Origin of the sequence: Streptomyces sp. NPDC060209 (assembly GCF_042728155.1) — a bacterium.
Classification (GTDB): Bacteria; Actinomycetota; Actinomycetes; order Streptomycetales; family Streptomycetaceae; genus Streptomyces.
In genome coordinates, this window is sequence record NZ_JBHWZS010000144.1 from 1 (window position 1) to 20,471 (window position 20,471).

Genomic DNA, 20,471 nt, shown 5'->3' on the forward strand with positions numbered 1-20,471 from the left:
CGCTTCACCTGGGGACGGCAAAAAGCACAGGTCACAGAGCTATGCCGAGGGGACAGCGTCTCAAGCGACGCAAGGTCCGGATTATGAGTTGGGTACTGCTCTTTTTCGTGCAACGTGTGCGTGTCATAGATAGAAGGCTTCAGTCGCTTCAGTCGCTTTTCAGGTTCTTCGCAGCACGGGAACTGCGTCTTTGCCGTCTGCCTACGTCAGCGACCGAACCCGGTGAGTCGCTGAAAGAGCTGGTCTGCCTGGCACGCGGCAGGTTTTTGTGGGTGGGAAGCATCCGCGCGGGCGCGAGGTCGACGCCTTCACCGGAAAGCGCACAGCACCGGCCCGAGTTCGCGACCTGAATCATCTCGGTCAGCGGCCCCGGCTGGGGTGAGAAGCAGCGCTAGTAGGCGAGTTCGCCTGTGAGATGGTTTGCGGCGGATCAGCAGTTGGTGGTGGCCCGGGTCGGGGTCGGCCAGATCGACGGCTGCCCAGTCGTAGAAGCGGTGTCCCTTCGCTCCGCGTCCGGCCGAGAGCTTCTGCCAGGCCGTTCAGCAGGTTCGTCGCCAGGCCAGCCGCGCGGAACTTTCCCGCGCAGGTGGCGGCTTCGGCCGAGCAGGCCCAGGCGAGGATGTAGCCGATGCCGCGTTCCTGCAGAGCCATGGGGAGCATTGGGTTGCCGCCGTAGACCTCGTCCCCGGTGACCCAGCAGACGTGGTGTCCGGCGTCCAGGAACGGTTCGATCATCGTGCAGGCCACTTTGCGGCTTGGTCGCGAAGAGGGCATCTTCACCCAGGCCCGCGGCCGCATGGTCCGGGTCGCACGTCCACGAGCGCGGGATGTACGGCTCCCGCGGTCCTCCGCCGCGTGCCCCGGGGCCGGCGTAGACGAGGTAGACCGCGACCTGGGAGTGTACTGGCGCAGGACGGCTGGGTTCCCTTCTTCAAGTCGCCGGTCGCGTCGACGACCAGCACTGCAACCTCGAAGGCGCAAGCGATGGCCCGGGTAGGCGCCGGGTAACGGTCGGCATCGCGGGCGAGTAGTTTCGCCGGGGATATGGCTCCACTCGCGGTTGTGGAACTCGTCGAGGTCAAGGTGCCGCTGGGCGAGGAATGCGGTGTACATCCAAGAGGTCCTGGAGCGCGTCCTACGCAACGTCAGGTCGTGTCATCAGCGGCGACCGCACGTGCAGTTCCAGGCTGGGGCCGGTCAGGGGCAGAGTGCTCCAGGTCGCCGTCGCGGTTCCCGCGTCGGCGTCGACGGCCAGCCGAACGCGGTGCGGGGTGGTGATGACGTATAGATCGGCGACGTAGGTGCTGCCCTGCCAGGCGCCGGCCGCGACGATCGGCTGGCCGAGCGGGGCGCTCTCCCGCCAGTCGCCGTGGCCGACCTCGATATCGAGGAGCGACTCGAATCGTACGAGCCATCCACCGTCGGTGGGATCGACGGTGACCGTCGTTCCGTCGGGCAGGGCCGACGCCTCGGCCGAGGCGTCGAGTTTCGCGCTGACCGCACGCCCCGGGGCGGCCGAACCCAACACCGGCTGCAGCGACAGTCGCTGCAGCCGATCAGCGAGGATCGCGTCGTCCTGGGTGCTTCCCGCGTGACCCACGCCGGGCAGCAGGCACTCCCAGACTGCGTCGAGCACGTCCTGGGACTCTCCTTGGGCGGTCACGGCGACGACGAGATCGTGGGACGGGACCACCACACACTGCTGCGCATAGGAGCCATGGCCGTGGTAGCCGTGACGCGACATCCAGAACTGGTAGCCGTAGCCGTAAGAGAAGTCCGCCTGGTCCGATCCGTCCAGGATCCACTCGCTGTCGATGTGCCGACTGGTCGCCAACTCCACCCAACCGCGTGGGACGAGTTGTTGGTCGCCCCACATGCCTCCGCGCCGCAGCAGTTCGCCGAAGGCGGCAACGCCCTCGGTCGTCAAGTGCAGTCCGTGGAATCCGAAGGCCGCGCCACTGGCCACCCGGTCCCACTCTGCGTGGTCGATGCCCATCGGCGTAAACAGGCGCACGTCGAGGAACTCGGGAAGACCGCGGCCCGTGACCCGCTCCACCATCCGGGCCAAGATGTAAGTGGTCGAGTTGTCGTAGACGTGCCGCGTTCCCTCGGCCGCGGCGAACGGCAGGCTCAGGAAGCCCTTCACCAAGTCGTCGGGTTCCCGCTCCCACGCCTCGGCGAGGCTGTCGGTGGGGTGCCCGGACGTCATGGACAGCAGGTGGTGAACGGTGATGCGGCGACCCTGCTCCGAGACGTCGGCCGGGACGCAGTCGGGCAGCACGTCCACCACGCGGTCGTCCAGCGAGAGCAGCCCGTCGCCGATCGCGAGCCCCACGGCGATCGACGTGAACGACTTGGTCAGCGAGTAGAGAAGGTGCGGGCGGTCGGCCGAGTACGGCGACCACCAGCCTTCGGCCACGACGTGACCGCGGTGCACGACCATAATGGAGTGGCTCTCGCCTGATCGCGCTTCGAGCCTGTCCAGCATCGCGGAGATCGAACGGGACGATATCCCCGAGGCGGCAGGCGCCGAACGGGGAAGCAGGGTGCGCTGAGACGGCATTCCGGCTTTCTAGCATATCCACACGGATCCGGGTTCGACTGCGAGCGGGACGTCGAGCGAACTTCGGACGCGCCGCCGACCGACAGCCCATCTCCCCGTGACGGAACGGCTCCGTCATCACGAAACAGGATCACCGATGACCTCGATATTACGAGGATCAAGGTAGGACCGGACCGTCAACGGCGGTGTCCGCTGGGGTGCGGGGATGGGGCACTGCGAGCCCCAGGTCGAGGCGCTTGTCCATATCCAGGCGGAAGGTCCCGTACGGGTTGACGCTCGACCAGAACAACGCGGTCAGGCCGCGCCGGTCTTCGTCGCTCAGCCTCTTCGCCCACGCGCGTTCGGCCAGGATCTGTTGCACCAGCAGGGTGTTGACGTGCACGAGCGCGGACTGCCGGCTTCAGCAACGCGAGGTGGCCTCGCCATGGAAGGCGTGGCCCGATTCGGCGAGTTGAGCGAAACGCTGAGCGTACGTTTCTCCGGCTTGTCCGCCGGTGAGTTCAGCCCAACGGTCGTGTTGCCCAGTCATGTTCAGCGTGCCCTCCGGTTCAGCTCGACGGCTCTCGCCCCGGGTGGAACTGAATCGGTGCCGGCAGAGGTAGGCGGTTCTGTCACGATTTCGGTCGGCTTGGCTGTACCCGCGTAGCCGTTAGCTGGTGGCTGCTATCGCGGCGGGGCCTCGTTGGGAGCGGGGGGTTTTGTCGCCGACCCGGCGGGGCTCGATGGTGCGAGGGTCGACGGCTTCGCCGGGGGCGCCTTCATGGTAGGGGCCGTCGGGGTCGGCGTCGCGGTCATGCGGGAGGAGGAAGAAGACACGGCGGAGCTGCAGGCCGCTGTCGGGGTCGGCTTCGGCTTCGGCATCGAGTTCGGTGTAGCCGACCATGCGTCCGTCCCGCTCGTAGCGGGGTTTGCCGCGGCGGCGTGGGGTCTTATCGAGGGCTTGGCGGACGTAGTCCAGCTCATCGGGGCTCTCCAGCCAGACCACTGCGTTCTCGTGGCAGAGGTCGCTCTCGTTCAGCAGCGAGCTCATGGCTGCAGCCCCTTTTCATTGTTTTCGCCCGTTTGCGGGCCGGTGTTTGTGTGGTGAGCACGTTCCCGGGTGGGGGCACCGTGTTCAGGATAGGCGGCGGAGGTGCGCGTGCGTAGGGCTCGAGGGTCAGGCATGGTCGGCCTGGGGGTCTTCGTCTGTGAGAAGGCCAAGGCCTGGGTAGTACTTCTTGCCGCTGGATTTCATCATGTCAGCGGGCGAGGCAAGGGAGAGTTCCTGGCGGACTCGGGTGGCGAAGGCGCGTGCGGTGGCGGGGCGGATGCCTTCGCCTGCGCTGCACCAGCTGCTGTAGGTGGCGTAGAGCAGGCCTTGCTCGACGCGGAGGTCTCCGGTGGCCCGGTCCGGGCTCTTGTCGGGGCTGGCGGTGGTGCAGCATTCCGTGAGGAAGCGGCCGATGTGGTCTTCGGTGGTGGCGTAGGCCTCGGTGGCGGAGCGGACTGTGGCGGGGCCTGCGAGGGGGTCGCGGGTGGCGAGGTAGAGCTTGGCTCCTTCGATGAGCCATTGCAGGATGCCGGGGCCTTCGCTCTGGACGAGTTCCTTGGCCAGGTTATCGATCTTGCGGGTGGCCGGCACGACGCGTTCGAAGGGAATGAGGCGGATGCGGCGCCAGAAGGCGTGGCCGCCGGTGCCGACCTCGGGTCGGTGGTTGCCCAGCAGCCACAGCTTGTGTGTGGGGTTGAAGCTGAAGTAGTCCTGGCGCATCCGGCGGGCCATGATGCGGTCGCCGCCGGTCAGGAGCTTGACCCGGGATTCGTCAAACTTGTCGTTGGGTTTGAGTTCAGAGCACACCACGATGCGGCGCCCGTGCAGTTCGGTGAGCTCGGTGGAGTGCTCGGAGAACTTGCCCTTCTCCATGAGGAAGCCGGGCGGGGCGGCTTGGGCGTAGTCGCCGAGGATCTGCGTCATGACGTCGAGCAGCACGGACTTGCCGTTGGCGCCGGTGCCGTAAAGGAAGGGCAGGACCTGGGCGCCGACGTCGCCGGTGATCGAGTAGCCGAGCAGCAGGTGCAGGAAGTGGATGGTTTCTTGGCCCTTGGCGTCCTCGCCGAAGGTGTCGTGAAGGAAGCGGTGCCAGCGCGGGGTAGGCATCTCTTCGGGGGCGACGCTGGTGGCCCTGGAGTGCATATCGGCTTCGGGGTCGGGCTTGTGGAGCTCACCGCTGTGAAGGTTGACCACGCCGGCCGGGGTGCAGAGAGCGTAGGGGTCGCCGTCCAGGACATCGGGGTCCAGAGCCAGCGCCGGGGACGCCTTGGCCTGGGTGAGGAGTGCCTTGATGCCGGGGGTGGACATGGACCTGCGGCGGTGGGCGTTGATTTCCCGGTCGTTGAAGGTGCCAGTTGGATCCGTGGCAGGCATTTGCTCAGCGAGGTCACCGGCGGCCCAGAGCGCGGCCTTCTCTCCGCCGGTGCGCTTCCACCGATACTGGTCCCAGTGGTACCAGCCCAAGCCTTCCACGTGCCGGAACTGGTCACCGAACATGATCGCGAACAGCTTGGCGTTGCCACGGTCGGTGAGCATCGCGGGAAGTAGCCCCTTGGCCATGGCCGGTTCGTGGACGGCGATGCTTGCGGTGTTCTGCTGCGCGGGGAGGCTGGGCTGTGTGGTCTTGACTTCGAGCTCGAGCATTTGCTGAGCCGCTGCCGTGGCGTCGAAGCGTGGGCTGTCAGCGCTGCTCATGGGCGTCCTTTGAGATGGAGCGGCCGACTGGCGCCGGCGGACAGGGCAGAGGAAATGACGGCGCTGCTGTGACGGTGGCGGTGGGGGCGTGCGGCGTCGGCGGCCGCAGTTAGCAGGTCATGAGCTTGGTTGTACTCAAGGTGGCCTGCGGCTATCAGGCCACCGGCAGTGTAGGCAGCGCGGTTCAGCTTCTCCGTGAACGCTGTGCCTTCGGAGCTGGCAGCACATGCCTCGACTTGGGCCAGGAGCGCTTCAAGAAGGCGGTGGGCCTGTTTCCTGGCTGGAGCCGTCCTGCTGGGGCTCAAGCGAAGGTTGGGCGTAGGGATGCTGTTAACGGGGTGGCCTGTGCGGTGTAGTTCGGTAGCGAGCCAGCTTGGGAGCGGGGCGGGGATGCGGGTCGTACCGAGCGCACGGTAGGTGCCAGCGGCAGTCCGTGTGGCAGGGGTGACGATGTATCCGTTGGCGGCCCGAATATCTACCTGCCAAGCGAGGGCGACTTTGGGGCTGGAGCCGACGGAGGACTTGTATTTGGGGCCGTGTCTGGGGGCTTGGTACCAGACGTGTAGTCCTCCAGAGGGGGTTCGGACTCGGAGGGTGGAGTCATCGTCTGTTGGGCTCTTCTTGCCGCGAAGCGCGGCAAGAGGAGCGAGGGTGTCGAAGCCTGAGGCCAGGCCGTCGAGGTTGACGCTCTCGTGAATAGGGATGCCGGGCAGGAGCCTGTTGCGGTCGGGGACTTCCGCGCAATGGGCGTCAATGTCGAGGACGACAAGGCTCGCCGGCCCGCAGGAAACTCCGACGCCGAGGGTTGGGTTGTTCCCCCACCAGGCGTCCAGAAGTTTGGGGTTGGTCGTGGCTGCGTGAAAGCCATGGCACCACTTGCCTGCGGAGTGGCAGGGGCACTGGTGAGGCCGGTGTGTCGCTTCTCGGCAGGACGCACAGTTGGCTACTGGGGTCTTGCGTCCTGCAGCGAGGGGGTGGACGGGCCAGCCGTTCGCGGCGCACCAGCGCGCGACATCGTAGGGACTGGCGTGTCCCGCAGTGCGGGGAACGCTGGTCTCGCTCTGACGCGGCACGCTGATCGTCCTTGCAGGGGGCCAACAGTCCTTCAGTCCCTGGCGCTAAAAGACCTGGTCACACGGTTGCTACTGCCAAACGAGGGACCGAAGGGACTGAGTTTTCCAATGAGCCCAGAGCCTACAGCAGGCCTCTGGGATTCCGTGTAGCCGTTTCCAACTTTGGGTCCCTTCGGTCCCTTGCGTCCCTGGCGAGTTGGGAGATGGGTGGCTTCTCGTTCTGGTGGCGCCGCGTTCACGGCCGGGCGTGTCGGCTCCTCCACCTGGCGCCGGGAGGGAGGGACTGAAGAGCGTCGGCCTGTTCGGTCCCTCTTCAGTCCCTCCCTTAAAACTGCAGGTCAAGTGCGCTTCCTGCTTCGTTCGAGGGACTGAAGGGACTGAAAGTTCCAGTTATGAGCTACACATGAATAGGGGTATTAGGCCTTGCGCGCACGCATACACACGCACACGTGATCTGTGGAACTGGAATGTTCGGTCCCTTCGGTCCCTTCAGTCCCTGCCTTTTTCACTGGCATGGCCTGTGACCTGGTCTTATGCCGAGGGACTCAAGACAGGGACTGAACAACTGCAGTTCGCCAAGGTCCCGAGCCCCACGTGAAGCTGGCTTACTGCGTACTCAGCAGCGCAAACCCAGCGACGTTGTGGTGCTGCGCGCCCGAAGCTGCTTCCCAGCGCCCGGAAAAGAGGCCCGCAAGGGTGCCCCCGACGGCGCGCCGATCTCATCGGTGCTCAACACGTGGTGCTCGGGGTGCGCCGCGAGGAGCACGTGCTCATCCCCCTGCGAACGTCTTGTCCATCCAGGCCTGGAACGCGCCCGAAGCGAGGCTTTTTTCGCCGCAAGCACGGTGGTGCCCGCCTTGAAGACGCCGTCGGAGGTGCGGCGTGCGCAGGAGAGCGTTGCCCGCCTGATGTTCGCGGCCAAGAGGTCGAAAAGCCCCTGGCTTCCCAGCAGCGTTCGGAAGCGGTCGACTGCGCGGCGGGCGTAGAAGCGCTCGAGTCGTTGATGCCCCGGCGCCGGCGGGGCCGGGGCTCAAGCGCCGCGGTGCCGGGCCCGGGGAGTCTGGTCGCTTACGCACATGCATTGCTGCAGTCCTTCGCCGACAGCAGCAGCCTCTTCCCCGAACTGCTGCGCGCGCGGGACCAAGTCCCTGGACCGCGGGGCGCGCACCATCACCGAACTCCACAGCCTCCTGCTCGAAGCGGGCAGCCCCGGCGCCGACCAGATCTGCCGCTTCCAGCGCAAGCAGGCGCTCGACACCGTGGCCCGCGCCATCCTCGGCGCTTGCTTCCAGAACTCCGTACGCCCCGATGCCGCCACCGGCGAAGCGGCCGGACGCCGGTACGCCGACGAGCTCGGCGACATGGCGATTGCCTACGTCCTCACTCCCGAGCGGCGCCGTAACGCCGAGACCTGAGTCCAACGCGCTGCCGCACGGCTCTCACGCCGCCGAGGTCGCCTACACCTCCTCGGCGTTGAGTTCGGCCGTGTCCGGCTCGCGCAGTGGCCGCAGGATGCGGGCGGCCGGGTTGGAGGCGGTGAAGCTGTAACAGCCGAGGAGGTTGAGGTTCTTGTGCTTGAGCGGGACAGCCGGGCAATGTCCGCATCCGGATCTCGTAGACCTCGGCCTTCAGCTGGGCGACCGGCGGCGTCGTTGTAGCGGGTGTCCAGAGCACGATGGCGTTGATGACCAGGCCGAGCGCGCCGAGCTGGTCCTCCATGCCGTCCCGGTACGTCTGGTGGATGGTGCCGCGCTTGCCGCGGCACTCGTCGCGGGCCTGCTTGTGGCGGGACTCCTCCATGGTGGGGACTGGGGCATGCTTTCGCGCTTGGCAGTCAGGAAGGCTGGACCTCGTCGAAGAGGGCGACGGCTTCGGAGGGGTCCGGGCTCACGAGGCGTTCCAGACCCGCCATCGAGATGTTGCCCACCTGCCGGCCCGTGCCCACATCTGTTCCTCGAAGGCGCGGACGGCCTTGTCCAGCTCTCCAGGCCGCCCTGTCACCAAATCGAACCGAATCGACGGCGTGAGCCAGCGGATGGATGATCCGTGTCGTGCTCACGTGAGCAGCTGCGGGGCAGAAGGGCACCGCGCCGCCTACGAGCCCTCCCCCGGACCTTGCCGTGGTCGGCTGGGCCGATGACAGGCTGGGAGGGTAACAAGCAGCTGCACAGCGGATACCGGTCCGCCAAGGCCAGCAGCGTGGCTACGGGGGCAGTTGCTCGGGTCGGAGAGTGACCTCGCAGTCGGGTCCGAGCTGCTGCTGCAGGTGGCGCCTGCCGCTACCTGCAGCAACGCGAAATTCGGAACACCATCCTTGAACGTCTGGACCTGCGCAGACATCGGCGAGTAGAGGTCCCCGAGGCGGCCGACTCCCGGCTTCGACAGTCAGCGCTCCAAGCATGGCAAAACCGCCAAACGCTTTCTCAGATGGTCCTCTCCGCGCGCGGCCGTTTCTGCTGGCCAGGCCCGTCCGTCCGTATGGATCGGAGTGGAGACGGACGGTTGAGGGGAGCGGATCTGGGGGCTGTTGTGCATTTCTCTACTGACAGCCTCGTGTTAGACACTTTTGTTGTCAGAGTTGTGATTCGGTGTGTAGAATGTCACTATGAGTGATGGCAGGTTGCTGAGCGACGGCGAGGAGGAAGAGCAAGTTGGTTTCGCGACGGCTCTTCAGAACCTGTTGTGGGCCGAGGCGAAGCGGCGTGGGGGCATCCCTGCGGACGAGCACCCGCACAGCGTGAACGCGCTCCGCCCCGACTCCCCCGCCGCCCGGCGGCTGCATCTGCGACACCTGGAGGTCGCTGCCGAGTGCGGCAAGGTCGCCGAGCAGGTGATGGAGGACGCAGCGGCGCGGGCCGGCCGGGCCGGAGCGAGTTACCCGGAGATGGGGGCCGCCGCGGGCATCACGCGGCAGGCCGCACGCAACCGCTGGCCACAAGCCGTGGGCACACGCTGGTACCTCCACACCCTGACCGGGCGCCAACACCCGCACGGCGCCGGCACGGCGACGACGCGGAGCCGGGACAAGGCAGTCGCCACCGGGTGGGATGCGGTCCGCAAGGGCGATGCCGCTACCGGTGGGGCTGTCGCCGCGGTGGTGTGTGACTCCGAGCGTCGGGTGGTGTGGGCCTGTTTCTTCGACCCCGCCGAGTACGACGCCGTCACTATCAAGGTCCCCGACGACCTGATCGACGTCCCGGCCGACGGCGACGAAGACCACCAGGCCTGGACTGACCAGTGGGCACAGTTCGTGGATGCGGAGATCGAGCGTAGGACCGTGCGCGCATGACGACCCTCATACAGACGACGGAGACCTCCACCGTGGCGAAGACTTCTCTGCGTTCTCATCAACGCGAAGCTGTCGATGCGGTTCTGCGCGCCTTGGAGTTGGCGCCCGGGGCCCGGATTCCGGCCCGCGGTTTGCGGACGCAGGTCATCATGGCGACCGGCTCGGGCAAGACCCTCGTCGCCGCCCGAAGCGCGGATGAGCTCCACGCTGGGCGTGTCCTCGTCCTCGTCCCCTCCTTGGATCTGCTCACCCAGACCGCACAGGCCTGGCGGGACAGCGGACGCACCGGTCCCGTGATCGGAATTTCCTCGCTCCGCGGTGAGGAGGCGTTCTTCCCGAACACCACCGACGCCGACGAACTCGTGGAGTGGACCCGGAACCTTGAGCGGGTGACTGTCTTCGCGACCTACGCCTCCCTTGGTCTTGGCACCCTGGAGCGCGCCCACCAGGACGGTCTGAGTGGGTGGGACCTGATCGTCGTGGACGAAGCGCACCGCACCTCTGGGCGGATCGGGAAGCCTTGGGCCGTGGTCCATGACAACGAGCGCATCCCTGCTTCCAGGCGCCTCTACATGACCGCGACCCCCAGGGTGTGGCAGCTGGATGAGGACAACCCAGGCCAGCCCGGGGAGCTGGTGGCGAGTATGGAGGGCGATCCCGACGGGCCGTTTGGTAGCCGGGCGTACACGCTTACGCTGTCCGACGCGGTGAACTGGGGGATCTGCGCCCGGTACCAGGTGGTGTGCGTTGACGTCACGGACTCCGAGTACCAGGACACCTTGCGTCCGGGTTCGGAGGCCACCACTGAGGAGGTGCGCGGGGCCCGGCTTGCCGCCCTGCAGGCCGCGTTGGTGAAGGCCTCGGCCGAGGAAGGCTTCAAGCGCACCCTGACCTTCCACCACCTGGTCAAGGAAGCCGAAGCCTTCATCACCGGCCTGCCCGACGTCGCAGCCCGGCTGCACCAGGACGACCCGGAGCTCTACCCGCGGGAGATCTGGGCCGACTGGTTGTGCGGCGAGCACAAGCCGCTCCACCGCAACCACGTCCTGGACCAGTTCGCCACAGGCATCGCGAGTGACGGCACGGTCGTAGAGAAGAGCTACCTCGGCTCGGTGAAAGTCCTCGGGGAAGGTGTCGACACCAGCAACTGCGACAGCGTGTACTTCGCGGACGTACGCGGCTCCATGCCCGACCTCGTCCAAGCCGTCGGCCGCGCCCTACGGATGCAGCCTGGCGAGGGCAAGACCGCATCCCTTGTCGTCCCCATCCTCTTCAAGCCCGGCGAGAGTGCGCAGAACATGCTCACTAGCAAGGCATACGGAGACCTGGCCAAGCTTTTGGAAGCCCTGCGCGCACACGATGCCCGCGTCGTGGAAATGCTGGGCCAGCCCCCCTCCCCCACCCGTACCGAGTCTGGCGATAGTGGCGAGAAGGAGGACGCCGACACCGAGCAGAGACAAGAAAGAGGGGAAGAGGTGGAGGGGCCGAGCACTGGGGCGCGGGAACTGCTGAAGTTCAGCACCCCCCGCGACCCCGCTGTGCTGGCCGCGTTCATCAAGCTGCGGATCCTGGACCCCGAACACGAGCACTGGCGCCGCGGAATCGAAGCCACCGTCCTGTATGTCGGCAAGCACGGCGACCTGCGTGTGCCCTTCACCTTCCGCGCTCCCGGACCCCAGCAGGACGGCGACCTTGACGGCGCGAAGGACGGTGCCGACGAGACGGGTTGGCCAGCTTCGCTGGCCGGGTTCCCACTCGGGCAGTGGATCGCCGATGCCCGCCGACAGTACGCCCGCGGCACCATGTCGGATGACCGGATCGTCCAGCTTGAGAAGCTCGGCATGATCTGGTCCACCGTGGATGTCGCCTGGGAGGAAGGCCTGTCCGCGGCCCGAGCCTGGGCCGACCTGCACGGTCACCTGCTCGCACCGCTGGACGCCACCTACGAAGGGGCGAAAGTCGGCCTCTTCCTGAAGAACGCCCGCGCCGCCGCACGCCGCGCCGACGACAGCCAACGGCGCGAGGCCGAAGGACTGCCTGCTGACACGACGGGCTGGGTCCTGTCGGAGGAGCGGCGCGAGCAGCTGGAGGACATCGATCCGTCGTGGTGCCCGGCCTGGCCCGTCACCTGGCAGCGCACCTTCCACCTCATCCGCCTCCACCTCAAGTCCGGTGAGTTCCTGCCTACCCAGCCAGGTCAGGCCTTGGTGCAGGGCGAGGACCTGGGACGCTGGGTTCAAACGGTCCGTACGGGGTGGGACAAGCTCACCGGCGCCCAGCAGTGGATGTGCGTCAACGTCCTCGGCATCGAACCCGCCGAGGAGGCCGAGAAGCCGAAGCCCTCGATGAGCCAGGCCCAGAAGTGGACGATGCATCTTTCCGCCGCCAGGCAGTTCTTCCAGCGGGAAGGCCACCTCAAGGTCCCCCGAAAGCACATTGAGACCATCAGCGTGTCCAGGACGGGCGATGGCCAGGAAGAGGAGCGCCCGCTCAAGCTCGGTGCCTGGGTCGCGAACCAACGAACCCGTGCCGCCACGCTGACATCCGAACGGGCCGAGAAGCTGTCCGCCGTCGGGATGCGGTGGACATGATGGGCATCGCCGCCACCGCCACCCTTGCTGTTGCCTGAGTTGGGGACATCCGGAGGACGATCAGCCTCGCGGGGTGGTTGCCGTCCCCGTTTCCTGCACGGCGCTTTCCACGGCACCCATGTCCAATGAACCAGTCAGAACGCCCCCGCAGCGAGCCGCTGCGGGGGCGTTGACGGTAGTCCCTCGGGCGCGTCGCGCTGGGGCGTGAGTAGAAACCTTCTCTACGGGTTCAAGGCACCCGGCTGCGCTCCGCTCCGCCGGGCGCGCTTCCCGGCTCTGGCCGCTCCCGCGCTCCTGCCTTCGGCCCGCTCGTCGCTGCCGCCGCCGACGCGCGCCCGCAGTGGATAGGCCCGTGGGGCATGAGACGAGAACCAAGCCCGCGGCTTCAAGACATGCCTCCGGCGGGGGCGCTCAGACTCCGGGATGGGAGGGGCGCCGTTCGCGGGTGCCGGCGGATTCATGGTGAGCGTCGTGGGGGCTCCCATCCCGACCACCTTCGACCCAGGCAGAGCCGAGCAGTCGCGGCCCAGGGCGTCAGGGTCGTTCGTACAGTGGCGCGCTCCACCTTGACGCCCTGAACCACGCCCGCTCCACGGTGTGTGGGTCGAAGGCGGACGGGATGGGAGCTGGGGTGAGTGGCGGGTTCGGTGGGAGCCGCTGCGTCGTAGCCATCCACCGAAAGCCGCTATCAAGCATCGAGCCGAAACTGCTAAGAACTCCCCTTACGCTCATCGCGTAGCCGAAGAGCCAGGCGCTGCATTGCGTCGTCAGGCGCCCGAAGGGTGTCCATTTGCAGGTCGCGAGGCGAGTTCGAGTACGCGCCGAACGAGCCTGTGTACCGCATACGCCCCATTCGGAGACCGAAGCGTGCGAAGGGCTGCCACCTACTGTCCCGCCGTAGCACTCGCTGCCACAGCTTCCGCTGCCCCAGAACCGCTTCGATTACCACCTGGTAGTCACGTACTTCAGGTATGAAGCCTGGCGACGGCACAGTGAAGCTGACGACCAGTTGCTCTGCTGTCCGGCCCGCGATGGCGAAGCCTGTTGGGGCTACAACGTCATCTGCCGATTTAGGCATGAGCTCCTCGGACGTGCCGGTCCAGACCAGCGGCCACAAGGCCTCGGGTTCATCCGGGAATCTCATCCGCAGGTCCAACACCACGATCGGCCTTGCCCCGGTGTTGTACATGACCAGTGGCAAGCGGACACGCACGTAGTCCCGATTGAGCGACATGGCGTAGGTCTGAGGCTCCCAGCTCTTCAGCACTCCCAAGCGGGCATTGAGCCACCAGAACGTAGCGGCCGTGAAGAGCAGGGCCATTGCCCCCACCACTGCAGCGGCTGGAAGGGACGATGCGAGGCTCTCGGGCTGCCCAGCGGCAGCAGTCGCACTGATCACTAGGTCAAGTGTGTCAGGGCAAGAGAGCGACCGTACGCAGAAGAGAAAAGACAGGCTCACAACCAAGTCCTACGTGCCACAACCGCGCCAGATGGGGCGGGGAATCACAGGGAACTGCAGACGCCGGCAGGGACCACTGCGGACGAGCGCCGAAGTCAGCATCTTGCAGGTCAGACCCCAACTCGCTACACCTCGCTTCTAAAGCGGTGGCTTCCTGACAAGCGGCAGCGGCCAGCCGGCGCAGGCCACTAGTGCGCTGCCGTCCTCGGTGAGGAAGAGCAGAGTGGTCCATGTCCGATCGGCAGAATCGATCATCCCTGTGCGTACGGGCCGGCCATGCTCGCGGACGAGCTGCACGGCTCGTTCCAGCCCAAGCGGTTCGAGTCCGTGCGTCCGCATGCGCTGAAGTCGGCGCTTAAAGACTCCAGCATGCTGGCCCGCGGGTTGTGCCCGGTCTCCCACCCAGTAGGTGGCCCCGCTGCGGAGGGTCGCCAGAGCTATCACGGACGCCTCGTCATCACCGGCCAACAGCAATTCCAGCGCATGCCGTTCCATGGTCGCCCCCGTTCGATCCTGCGGTACAGCAGTCAGGTACCGCAACCCCAGCAATCGCCCGCGTCCGGTAGCGCCCCTCTGGAGCCTGGTAGCGGCCGGAATGGCCGTCACTGACCGATCCGGCTTGAGCTACGGATCAGAAGGTAGCCGTGCCAGAACCGTGCCACCAGGTGCGGTGAACAGCGGTGAGCAAGGGCGTGCGTCCGACTTGTCCGGCGGGGCGCCAGCCGTTGTTATCCCAGATCAGCGGCCGGTTCGGGGCTGGGTCACCAGTGATTCCCAAGCTCGGAGCCTGGCGATCAGTACGGCCGCGGGATCTTGTGGGCATCCAGTGCAGCGGTGTACTGCACCAGCAGGGCATCGAGGTCGGCCAACAGAAGGCCGGCGGTTTCCCGTGCCCCGGCGAGGTCGCCCTGGTCGCAGGCCTCAATGACTTCGGCAACTTCGCTGCGGATAATGGAGAGAGAGTCACCCTGAATCAAGACGCCGGGGAACCGATGGGGTGGCAAGCGCACCACAGCGTTGTTCCCACCGTCCGTGAACAGCTCAGCTTCGACGTGCTCCATGCAGCCATCCAACCTGACATCACCATCTGACATCAACGACGGCGTACAGCAGCAGCCTGCTGATGGCCGTCGGCCTCCCCAGGGACACTCCGAAGCAAACAGCAACCGGCACAGTCCCGGCCGGAGGAGGCAGAGTGATCCTCGAGGTCGACAAGGACGATCCGCAAGGTCCCACAAGTAACCGCTTCACCGGTGAACGCTTCGAGAAGGCCCTGGACATCACGCTCGCCTCGGTGGCGTTCCGCTCCTCGGGCCAGGACCTGACCACTGCGGACAGCTACATCGAGATGACCTCACGCCTGACCGAACCCTTGCTTCTTGCCCTCGCCGTCCAAGCTGTTCGCAACCGCGTCAAGCGGTGACTCACCGCAAGCTTCGGCCCTCGCGTTGGTACCCAGGGTGCACCGCAGGGTCGATGCCGCCGCAGCCAGCGTCCTCGCCTGAACACAGCCTGCTGCGAGCAAGACCAGTCCTCAGTGATGCGCGACGTCTAAGCCCTCGGCGAGCGGCGTTTCGCTTGTCGACGTACTGTCACCACGGGAATGTCCGCTTCTGACAGGACGGCGGGCAGCGGCTCCGTGTTCCATTCGCACGTTGCGCGGGGCCGCCCCTACCCGGGACGCCGGTGGAGTTACGTTCGGGGCCGCCGTAATGACCGAAGCGGTACTCGCAACTAGCACCGGCACGGCCTGCCTTGCGCTGGCTCATCCGCTGATGTCACTCTGCTCCACGCTCTTGCGGGCCCTGCGGATATTTCACACGTACGTGTGACCAGCTGTCTTATCGTCGCTCGTTGTCTGTCAGCTGGTGCCGTGGCGGCCCCGCACCCAACGTGCGGGGCAGACGCCCGGCGCGCCCTTCCCCTCGACGCTTCCTGACTGAGGTACGAGTGTTGCGACTCAGTCGCTGGCCACCTCACTGTGCACGGTGAGAAGCCGCGACAGGAGTACCTGTTGCTGCTCGGAGTCCATCTTCTTCAGTACGAGATCCGCCACGGCTTCGCCGTCGTGCCACGGCATCTTGGTCACGTGGCCGAGCGGAACGAAGCCCGACTCCCCCGGTGCAAGCTCCGTGACGTCCGCCTGCTGGCTGTCGGCTTCGGTGCGCTGGGCAGGCAACTCTTCAGAGGCGGTCTCTGACTCCGCGGAAGCGGCGGAGTTATCACGGCGTGATAGCTCTGGCTTCTCCAGCGGCGTGATTGGGGCAGGGGCCGGTGCCTCAGGCTGCATCGGGGTAACTTCCTGAACCACTCCCCCACTGGGTGCGACCGAGGACTTCTGCTCAGCGGAAGCACCTGCTCGTGCATCCGCCTTCTCCCGCTGTTCCTCTGGGGCCAGCTTGGCCAAGTTCCGCACGTGCTCGATCTTTCGACGTCCGGCGACGAGGTCCGCCTGAAGTTCGGGGTCGAGGTCGAGGACCGACAGCTTCGAGGAGATGGTCGACTGGCCGATGCCCAGCCTCTTGGCTGCCTTGCTCTGCGAGCCGTAGAACTCGACTAGCTTGCGCAGTGCCTGGGCCTGCTCAAGCGGGTTCATATCGTCGCGGTGGACGTTGGCGACGAAGGCTGCTTCGAGGAGGGATTCGTCGGTGGAGACAAGGGCGTTGTCGACGCTGACCCGGATCTTCGAAGCGCCGGCGAGTCGGGCGGCTTCGAGCCGGCGGTGGCCGTCGATGACGATGAAGCGGGCGCCTTCGTCGAGGTCATCTGCCCGGTCCGGGCGTTCGGCCAGGTATGCCTCGACGCTGGCGATGGTGATTGCGTTGATGAGTCCGATCTCTCGGATGCTGTCGGCAAGCCCGTCGAGGTCGCGGAGCTCTTCACGCGGGTTGTCGGGGTTCTGACTGATGACGCCGAGGGGGAGTTCCGTGGGGTCGGGGACTCCGTCGGTGGGTGCGCCAGTGGCGGCACCAATGGCGGCGCGGCGGGCGCTAATGGGGCGGGCCTGTGCGAAGGAGGCTCCAGCGCCGAGGTTCTTGGCCTTGGTCACTTGCTGATCTCCCGGGCGAGGGCGCGCAGCGCGACTGATTGGTCGCAGCGGGGCGCGTAGGCGAGGAGGGGTCGCTTAGCGCGGACGGCCTCCTTCTGTTCTTTGAGGTCTCCGATCACGCCGACGACGCGGGGATCCTTTATGTCCATCCAGGACTGTAGGGATGATGTGGCGATGTAGCCGCGGCGGGCGTCGTAGTGGTTGACCACGAGTCCGAGGTAATCGACGTCGAGCGCGAGGTCGGCACGCATGTCCTCGATCTGGGACGTGAGGAGTCCGTAGGCGTCGGCGCTGCTGTCCTCGGCTTGGACCACGATGAGGGCGCCGGAGTTGCCGGGGGATTCCTGTGGGCGGCGTCGTCCGTAGTAGGTGGCGGCGTCCATGCTCAGCCCGAGGCTGGGCGGGCAGTCGACGAGGATGACGTCGTAGTCGGCCTCGATGGGGGACAGGGCACGTTCCAGGGAGGCCTCGCGTGCTCGCACGGATGCGAGGCGCACGTCCAGGAGGAAGGCGTCGGTGCAGGCAGGCAGGAGATGGAGCCGCTCACCGAAGCGGTCTTCGTCGATAGGGACGATGAGGTCGCGGAGTTCACCCTTGCCCTCGCCGGCCATGTGATTGGTGAGGGAGTCTCCACCCATGGGGAGGGGCTCCTGCCCCAGCTGGCGGGTGAGGTGGCCCTGGGGGTCGAAGTCGACGAGCAGCACTCGCTGGCCGAGGCCAGGGAGGTCTTCGAGGGCGAGCGGGTCCTGAGTGCTGGTCTCGTTCTCGGTGAGTAGAGCCGCGAAGTGCTTGGAGACGCGTACGGGTACCAACGCGGTGGGGGATTCTGCGAGAGCTTCTCCAGTGCCGGCGGTGATAGCGGTTTTGCCGACGCCGCCCTTCTGGTTGCAGACGATGAATCGGCGAACGATTTCCGGGCGCTTCACGGCTGGCGCGGGATTGATGTCGAGCCACATCTGCACAGACTGCGCGAGGCCCTGGATGAGGGATACGCCTCGGAGTTTGCAGTCGGCGCGAAATCCCGACCAGAGCTCGGCTGGCAGGAAGGTAGCGAAGGACTCTGCGCCGCTCGTGTCGATGGGGCTGAGGTTGGATCCGAGGCCCCGCCACGCTGTGATGCCGGCTTCGACGGCCTCCTGCATGTCGAGGCTGTGCAGGACAGCACGGATCTTCAACTCCTGACGGAGCCAGGAGGGCAGTTTGGAGACGACCTTCTCGCGGTCGCCACTGGTATCAGGTGACGTCATAGTCCGACACTCTACTAACGCGAAAGATCAACGTGGTACGCCACGCGTTAGCTAGGCATGTTTTTTTTGCAGTGTCGGCCTATCACGCCGTGATAGCCGTCCTCCCCCAGCCGGATCCACTCGCGCATGCGCACCAGAACCGCGACCTATCACGGCGTGATAGGTGCGAGCCCACTGTTGACCTATCACGCCGTGATAGGTCAACGACACCGCGCGTTCACCAGCGCAGCAGCGTCGCTGGGATAGGCCCCAGCCAGTGCTGATACTCAGCGCTGGCTCTGCGAAGGCTTGGCGCCAGAATCCCTGATGGCACCCGGAAAGCCTTCTGCTTGCCGACCGACCGAAGGCCGTGGCCCTCCCAGGTCGAGACGCGACCGGGGGCCTGACTGCGGTAGCTAGTGGCTCGTCTCGGATCCTTGGCCAGGTAATTGATCGTGCGTCGGTTGCACAGCAGGCTGCCTCCAGGTCGTGATCGTGGAGGTGGTTGTGGGGCGTCGTCCGGGAGTGTTCGTACGGCCGGTGAACATGGATGTGGGGAGACGGTTGCAGCGGATCAGCCGGACGGCGAAGGATCCGGTGAGGCTGCGGCGGGCGATCGTCGTGCTGATGTTCGCCCAGGGCCAGTCGGTGCCGGACATTACCTCGTTGATGCAGGTCAGCGCCGACTACGTGCGTGACGTCATCCACGCGTTCAACGAGCGGGGGTTCGAGTCTCTGGACCCAAAATGGAGCGGGGGACGTCCCAGGACGATCAGCGGCCAGGTGCGTGAGCACATCTGCCTGATCGCTCGGACGTCCCCCGCCGACTGGAAGATCGCCGCGTTCTCGACCTGGAGCCTGACCAAGCTCGCTGAGCACCTGGTGAAGCAGAAGGTCGTCCCGTCGGTCAGCCGCGAGACGCTGCGGCGGATACTGCGCGAGGGCAAGGTCTCCTGGCAGACCACCACGACCTGGAAGTCGTCGAACGACCCGGACTTCATCGCCAAGATGCACCGGGTCCTGGCGCTCTACGACAGCCCGCAGAGCGATGGCCGGGCGGTGTGCGTGGACGAGTTCGGACCGCTCAACCTGATGCCCCGCAAGGGCAAGGCGTGGCGACCACTGCGCTCATCGCGCCGGCTGCGGGCAACTTACAACCGCTACGACGGGGTGATGCACATGCTCGCCGCCCTCGATCTGGCCACCGGGAAGATGTACTACCGCATCCGGCCCCGCAAACGCTGGCGCGAGTTCCTGGCCCTGCTCAAGGCCCTGCGCGTCCGCTGGCCCGGCGAGAAGCTGTACGTCGTTCTGGACAACTTCTCGCCGCACGAGCACCCGAACGTCCGGGCCTGGGCGGCCGCGAGCGACGTCGAGCTGGTTTTCCTACCGACCTACGGATCGTGGCTGAACTGGATCGAGTCCGAGTTCGCGGCCTTGCGCTACTTCGCCCTCAACGGCACCGACCACCGCAGCCACGGCGAACAGAACGCCGCCATCGCCGCCTACGTTCGCTGGGCGCAACGCCCGCGCCGAACCGAAGACCAACTTCGCCCCCGACTCACCGATCCGCAGCTGGGCCGACTATCCAGCGAAGGTGGCCTGACCTGTCATCGAACGGCCCGCTGGGCCAGGCCGACCGATGTCCTACTCGCCAACTTCTCCGTCGATCGCCTCACGGAGCAGGTCAGCGTGGCCGTTGTGGCGCGCATACTCCTCGATCATGTGGGTCAGGACATAGCGGAGCGAGATGACCTCGCCCCGGAAGTCCACCGTGTCGTCAAGGGACTCGACGGCCTCCGCGGCGGCTCGGGAGCCCTCGCACTCCTCGCGCCAGAAAGCGAACGCCTCGTCCACGTCGGCGTCATCCACCTGGAATTCCGCGAACTCGCCGTTGATCCTGGACCAGAGAGCCTCGCAGTCCTCGCCGTTCAGCACCATCCGGAACCAGCTCCGCTCGACCTCGGCCACATGCCGCACCAGGCCGAGGAGGGAGAGACCCGAGGTCGGAACCGGCTTCTGCTTCAGCTGCTCGCCGGTCAGCCCCTGGCACTTCATGGCGAGAGTCGCGCGCTGGTAGTCGAGGAACGTGGTCAGCGACGCACGGTCGCCAGCCACCTCGGACGGGTGCACGCGCTTGCCATCACTGATCGGGTGATCTTGACACGAGGCCGATGTCGCGGGCTTCCCCGTCCGGGAGGTGGACGAGGAAGCCAGCCAAAGGCCACAGGGCCTGGAGGTGCATACACACCAAGAGGGCCGCTCGCTTGGTATCGAACAGGCGCGATCCTTTACCGGTCAAGGATTCGAGACGAGCCACTAGGCATGTTTTTTTTTGCAGTGTCGGCCTATCACGCCGTGATAGCCGCCCTACCCAGCCGGATCCACTCGCGCATGCGCACCAGAACCGCGACCTATCACGGCGTGATAGGTGCGAGCCCACTGTTGACCAATAACGCCCGGATAAGTAAAACACAACGGCCCGGTCACCCGCGC

General features: G+C 66.2%; 14 protein-coding genes and 5 pseudogenes. 5 read left to right on the plus strand and 14 right to left on the minus strand.

The genetic code is table 11. The features are described 5' to 3' along the window. Positions 1 to 394: 394 nt before the first annotated feature. The 7 genes and pseudogenes from ACFWFI_RS24955 to ACFWFI_RS24985 all read right to left on the minus strand — a co-directional run. A pseudogene (locus ACFWFI_RS24955) lies at positions 395 to 965 on the minus strand (transposase); the annotation flags it as partial. 170 nt (positions 966 to 1,135) lie between these two features. Continuing rightward, entirely contained in the window at positions 1,136 to 2,563 is a 1,428-nt protein-coding gene (locus ACFWFI_RS24960; RefSeq protein WP_387394192.1) for a serine hydrolase domain-containing protein, read from the minus strand. Between the two features lie 157 nt (positions 2,564 to 2,720). Then, entirely contained in the window at positions 2,721 to 2,945 is a 225-nt protein-coding gene (locus tag ACFWFI_RS24965) for a hypothetical protein (RefSeq protein ID WP_387394194.1), read from the minus strand. Between the two features lie 30 nt (positions 2,946 to 2,975). Continuing rightward, positions 2,976 to 3,092: pseudogene (locus tag ACFWFI_RS24970) on the minus strand (SAM-dependent methyltransferase); the annotation flags it as partial. A gap of 120 nt (positions 3,093 to 3,212) precedes the next feature. Beyond that, positions 3,213 to 3,593 carry a DUF6009 family protein gene (locus tag ACFWFI_RS24975; protein ID WP_387394196.1) on the minus strand — a complete coding sequence of 127 codons (381 nt, stop codon included), beginning with the start codon at positions 3,591 to 3,593 and terminating at the stop codon, positions 3,213 to 3,215. A gap of 126 nt (positions 3,594 to 3,719) precedes the next feature. Continuing rightward, the gene (locus tag ACFWFI_RS24980; protein ID WP_387394198.1) at positions 3,720 to 5,288 is read right to left on the minus strand and encodes a DNA primase family protein; all 1,569 of its coding nucleotides are present in this window, start codon (positions 5,286 to 5,288) and stop codon (positions 3,720 to 3,722) included. Beyond that, entirely contained in the window at positions 5,285 to 6,361 is a 1,077-nt protein-coding gene (locus tag ACFWFI_RS24985; RefSeq protein ID WP_387394200.1) for a bifunctional DNA primase/polymerase, read from the minus strand. Before ACFWFI_RS24985 ends, ACFWFI_RS24980 begins: the two co-directional genes overlap by 4 nt. A gap of 1,076 nt (positions 6,362 to 7,437) precedes the next feature. Between ACFWFI_RS24985 and ACFWFI_RS24990 the strand changes: the two genes are divergently transcribed. Then, the gene (locus ACFWFI_RS24990; protein ID WP_387394202.1) at positions 7,438 to 7,776 is read left to right on the plus strand and encodes a hypothetical protein; all 339 of its coding nucleotides are present in this window, start codon (positions 7,438 to 7,440) and stop codon (positions 7,774 to 7,776) included. Positions 7,777 to 7,818: 42 nt separating this feature from the next. Here ACFWFI_RS24990 and ACFWFI_RS24995 read toward each other — a convergent pair. Beyond that, positions 7,819 to 8,164 (minus strand): annotated as a pseudogene (locus ACFWFI_RS24995) (Tn3 family transposase); the annotation flags it as partial. 31 nt (positions 8,165 to 8,195) lie between these two features. Beyond that, positions 8,196 to 8,350, minus strand: a pseudogene (locus tag ACFWFI_RS25000) (FAD-dependent monooxygenase); the annotation flags it as partial. A gap of 616 nt (positions 8,351 to 8,966) precedes the next feature. On the opposite strand from ACFWFI_RS25000, the gene ACFWFI_RS25005 reads away from it, so the two are divergent. Together ACFWFI_RS25005 and ACFWFI_RS25010 are read left to right on the plus strand one after the other, a co-directional pair. Further along, entirely contained in the window at positions 8,967 to 9,650 is a 684-nt protein-coding gene (locus ACFWFI_RS25005; protein ID WP_387394204.1) for a hypothetical protein, read from the plus strand. After that, entirely contained in the window at positions 9,647 to 12,241 is a 2,595-nt protein-coding gene (locus ACFWFI_RS25010) for a DEAD/DEAH box helicase (RefSeq protein ID WP_387394206.1), read from the plus strand. The genes ACFWFI_RS25005 and ACFWFI_RS25010 overlap by 4 nt, the downstream gene beginning before the upstream one ends. A 709-nt stretch (positions 12,242 to 12,950) precedes the next feature. Here the strand turns inward: ACFWFI_RS25010 and ACFWFI_RS25015 are convergent. Both ACFWFI_RS25015 and ACFWFI_RS25020 read right to left on the minus strand, forming a co-directional pair. Then, the gene (locus ACFWFI_RS25015; RefSeq protein WP_387394208.1) at positions 12,951 to 13,562 is read right to left on the minus strand and encodes a hypothetical protein; all 612 of its coding nucleotides are present in this window, start codon (positions 13,560 to 13,562) and stop codon (positions 12,951 to 12,953) included. Between the two features lie 932 nt (positions 13,563 to 14,494). After that, positions 14,495 to 14,761: a DUF6959 family protein gene (locus ACFWFI_RS25020; RefSeq protein WP_387394209.1), complete on the minus strand. Its 267-nt coding sequence runs from the start codon at positions 14,759 to 14,761 to the stop codon at positions 14,495 to 14,497. A 134-nt stretch (positions 14,762 to 14,895) separates the two neighbouring features. Between ACFWFI_RS25020 and ACFWFI_RS25025 the strand changes: the two genes are divergently transcribed. Then, positions 14,896 to 15,123, plus strand: a complete 228-nt coding sequence (locus tag ACFWFI_RS25025) for a hypothetical protein (protein WP_387394211.1) — start codon at positions 14,896 to 14,898, stop codon at positions 15,121 to 15,123. A gap of 537 nt (positions 15,124 to 15,660) precedes the next feature. Here the strand turns inward: ACFWFI_RS25025 and ACFWFI_RS25030 are convergent. Together ACFWFI_RS25030 and ACFWFI_RS25035 are read right to left on the minus strand one after the other, a co-directional pair. Then, the gene (locus ACFWFI_RS25030) at positions 15,661 to 16,749 is read right to left on the minus strand and encodes a ParB/RepB/Spo0J family partition protein (RefSeq protein WP_387394213.1); all 1,089 of its coding nucleotides are present in this window, start codon (positions 16,747 to 16,749) and stop codon (positions 15,661 to 15,663) included. Next, on the minus strand, positions 16,746 to 17,996 hold the full coding sequence (locus ACFWFI_RS25035) for a ParA family protein (protein WP_387394215.1): 1,251 nt from the start codon (positions 17,994 to 17,996) through the stop codon (positions 16,746 to 16,748). The genes ACFWFI_RS25030 and ACFWFI_RS25035 overlap by 4 nt, the downstream gene beginning before the upstream one ends. 606 nt (positions 17,997 to 18,602) lie before the next feature. Between ACFWFI_RS25035 and ACFWFI_RS25040 the strand changes: the two are divergent. Then, positions 18,603 to 19,409, plus strand: a pseudogene (locus ACFWFI_RS25040) (IS630 family transposase); the annotation flags it as partial. Positions 19,410 to 19,622: 213 nt separating this feature from the next. Here ACFWFI_RS25040 and ACFWFI_RS25045 read toward each other — a convergent pair. Continuing rightward, the gene (locus ACFWFI_RS25045) at positions 19,623 to 20,033 is read right to left on the minus strand and encodes a DinB family protein (RefSeq protein ID WP_387394217.1); all 411 of its coding nucleotides are present in this window, start codon (positions 20,031 to 20,033) and stop codon (positions 19,623 to 19,625) included. Positions 20,034 to 20,471 lie beyond the last annotated feature (438 nt).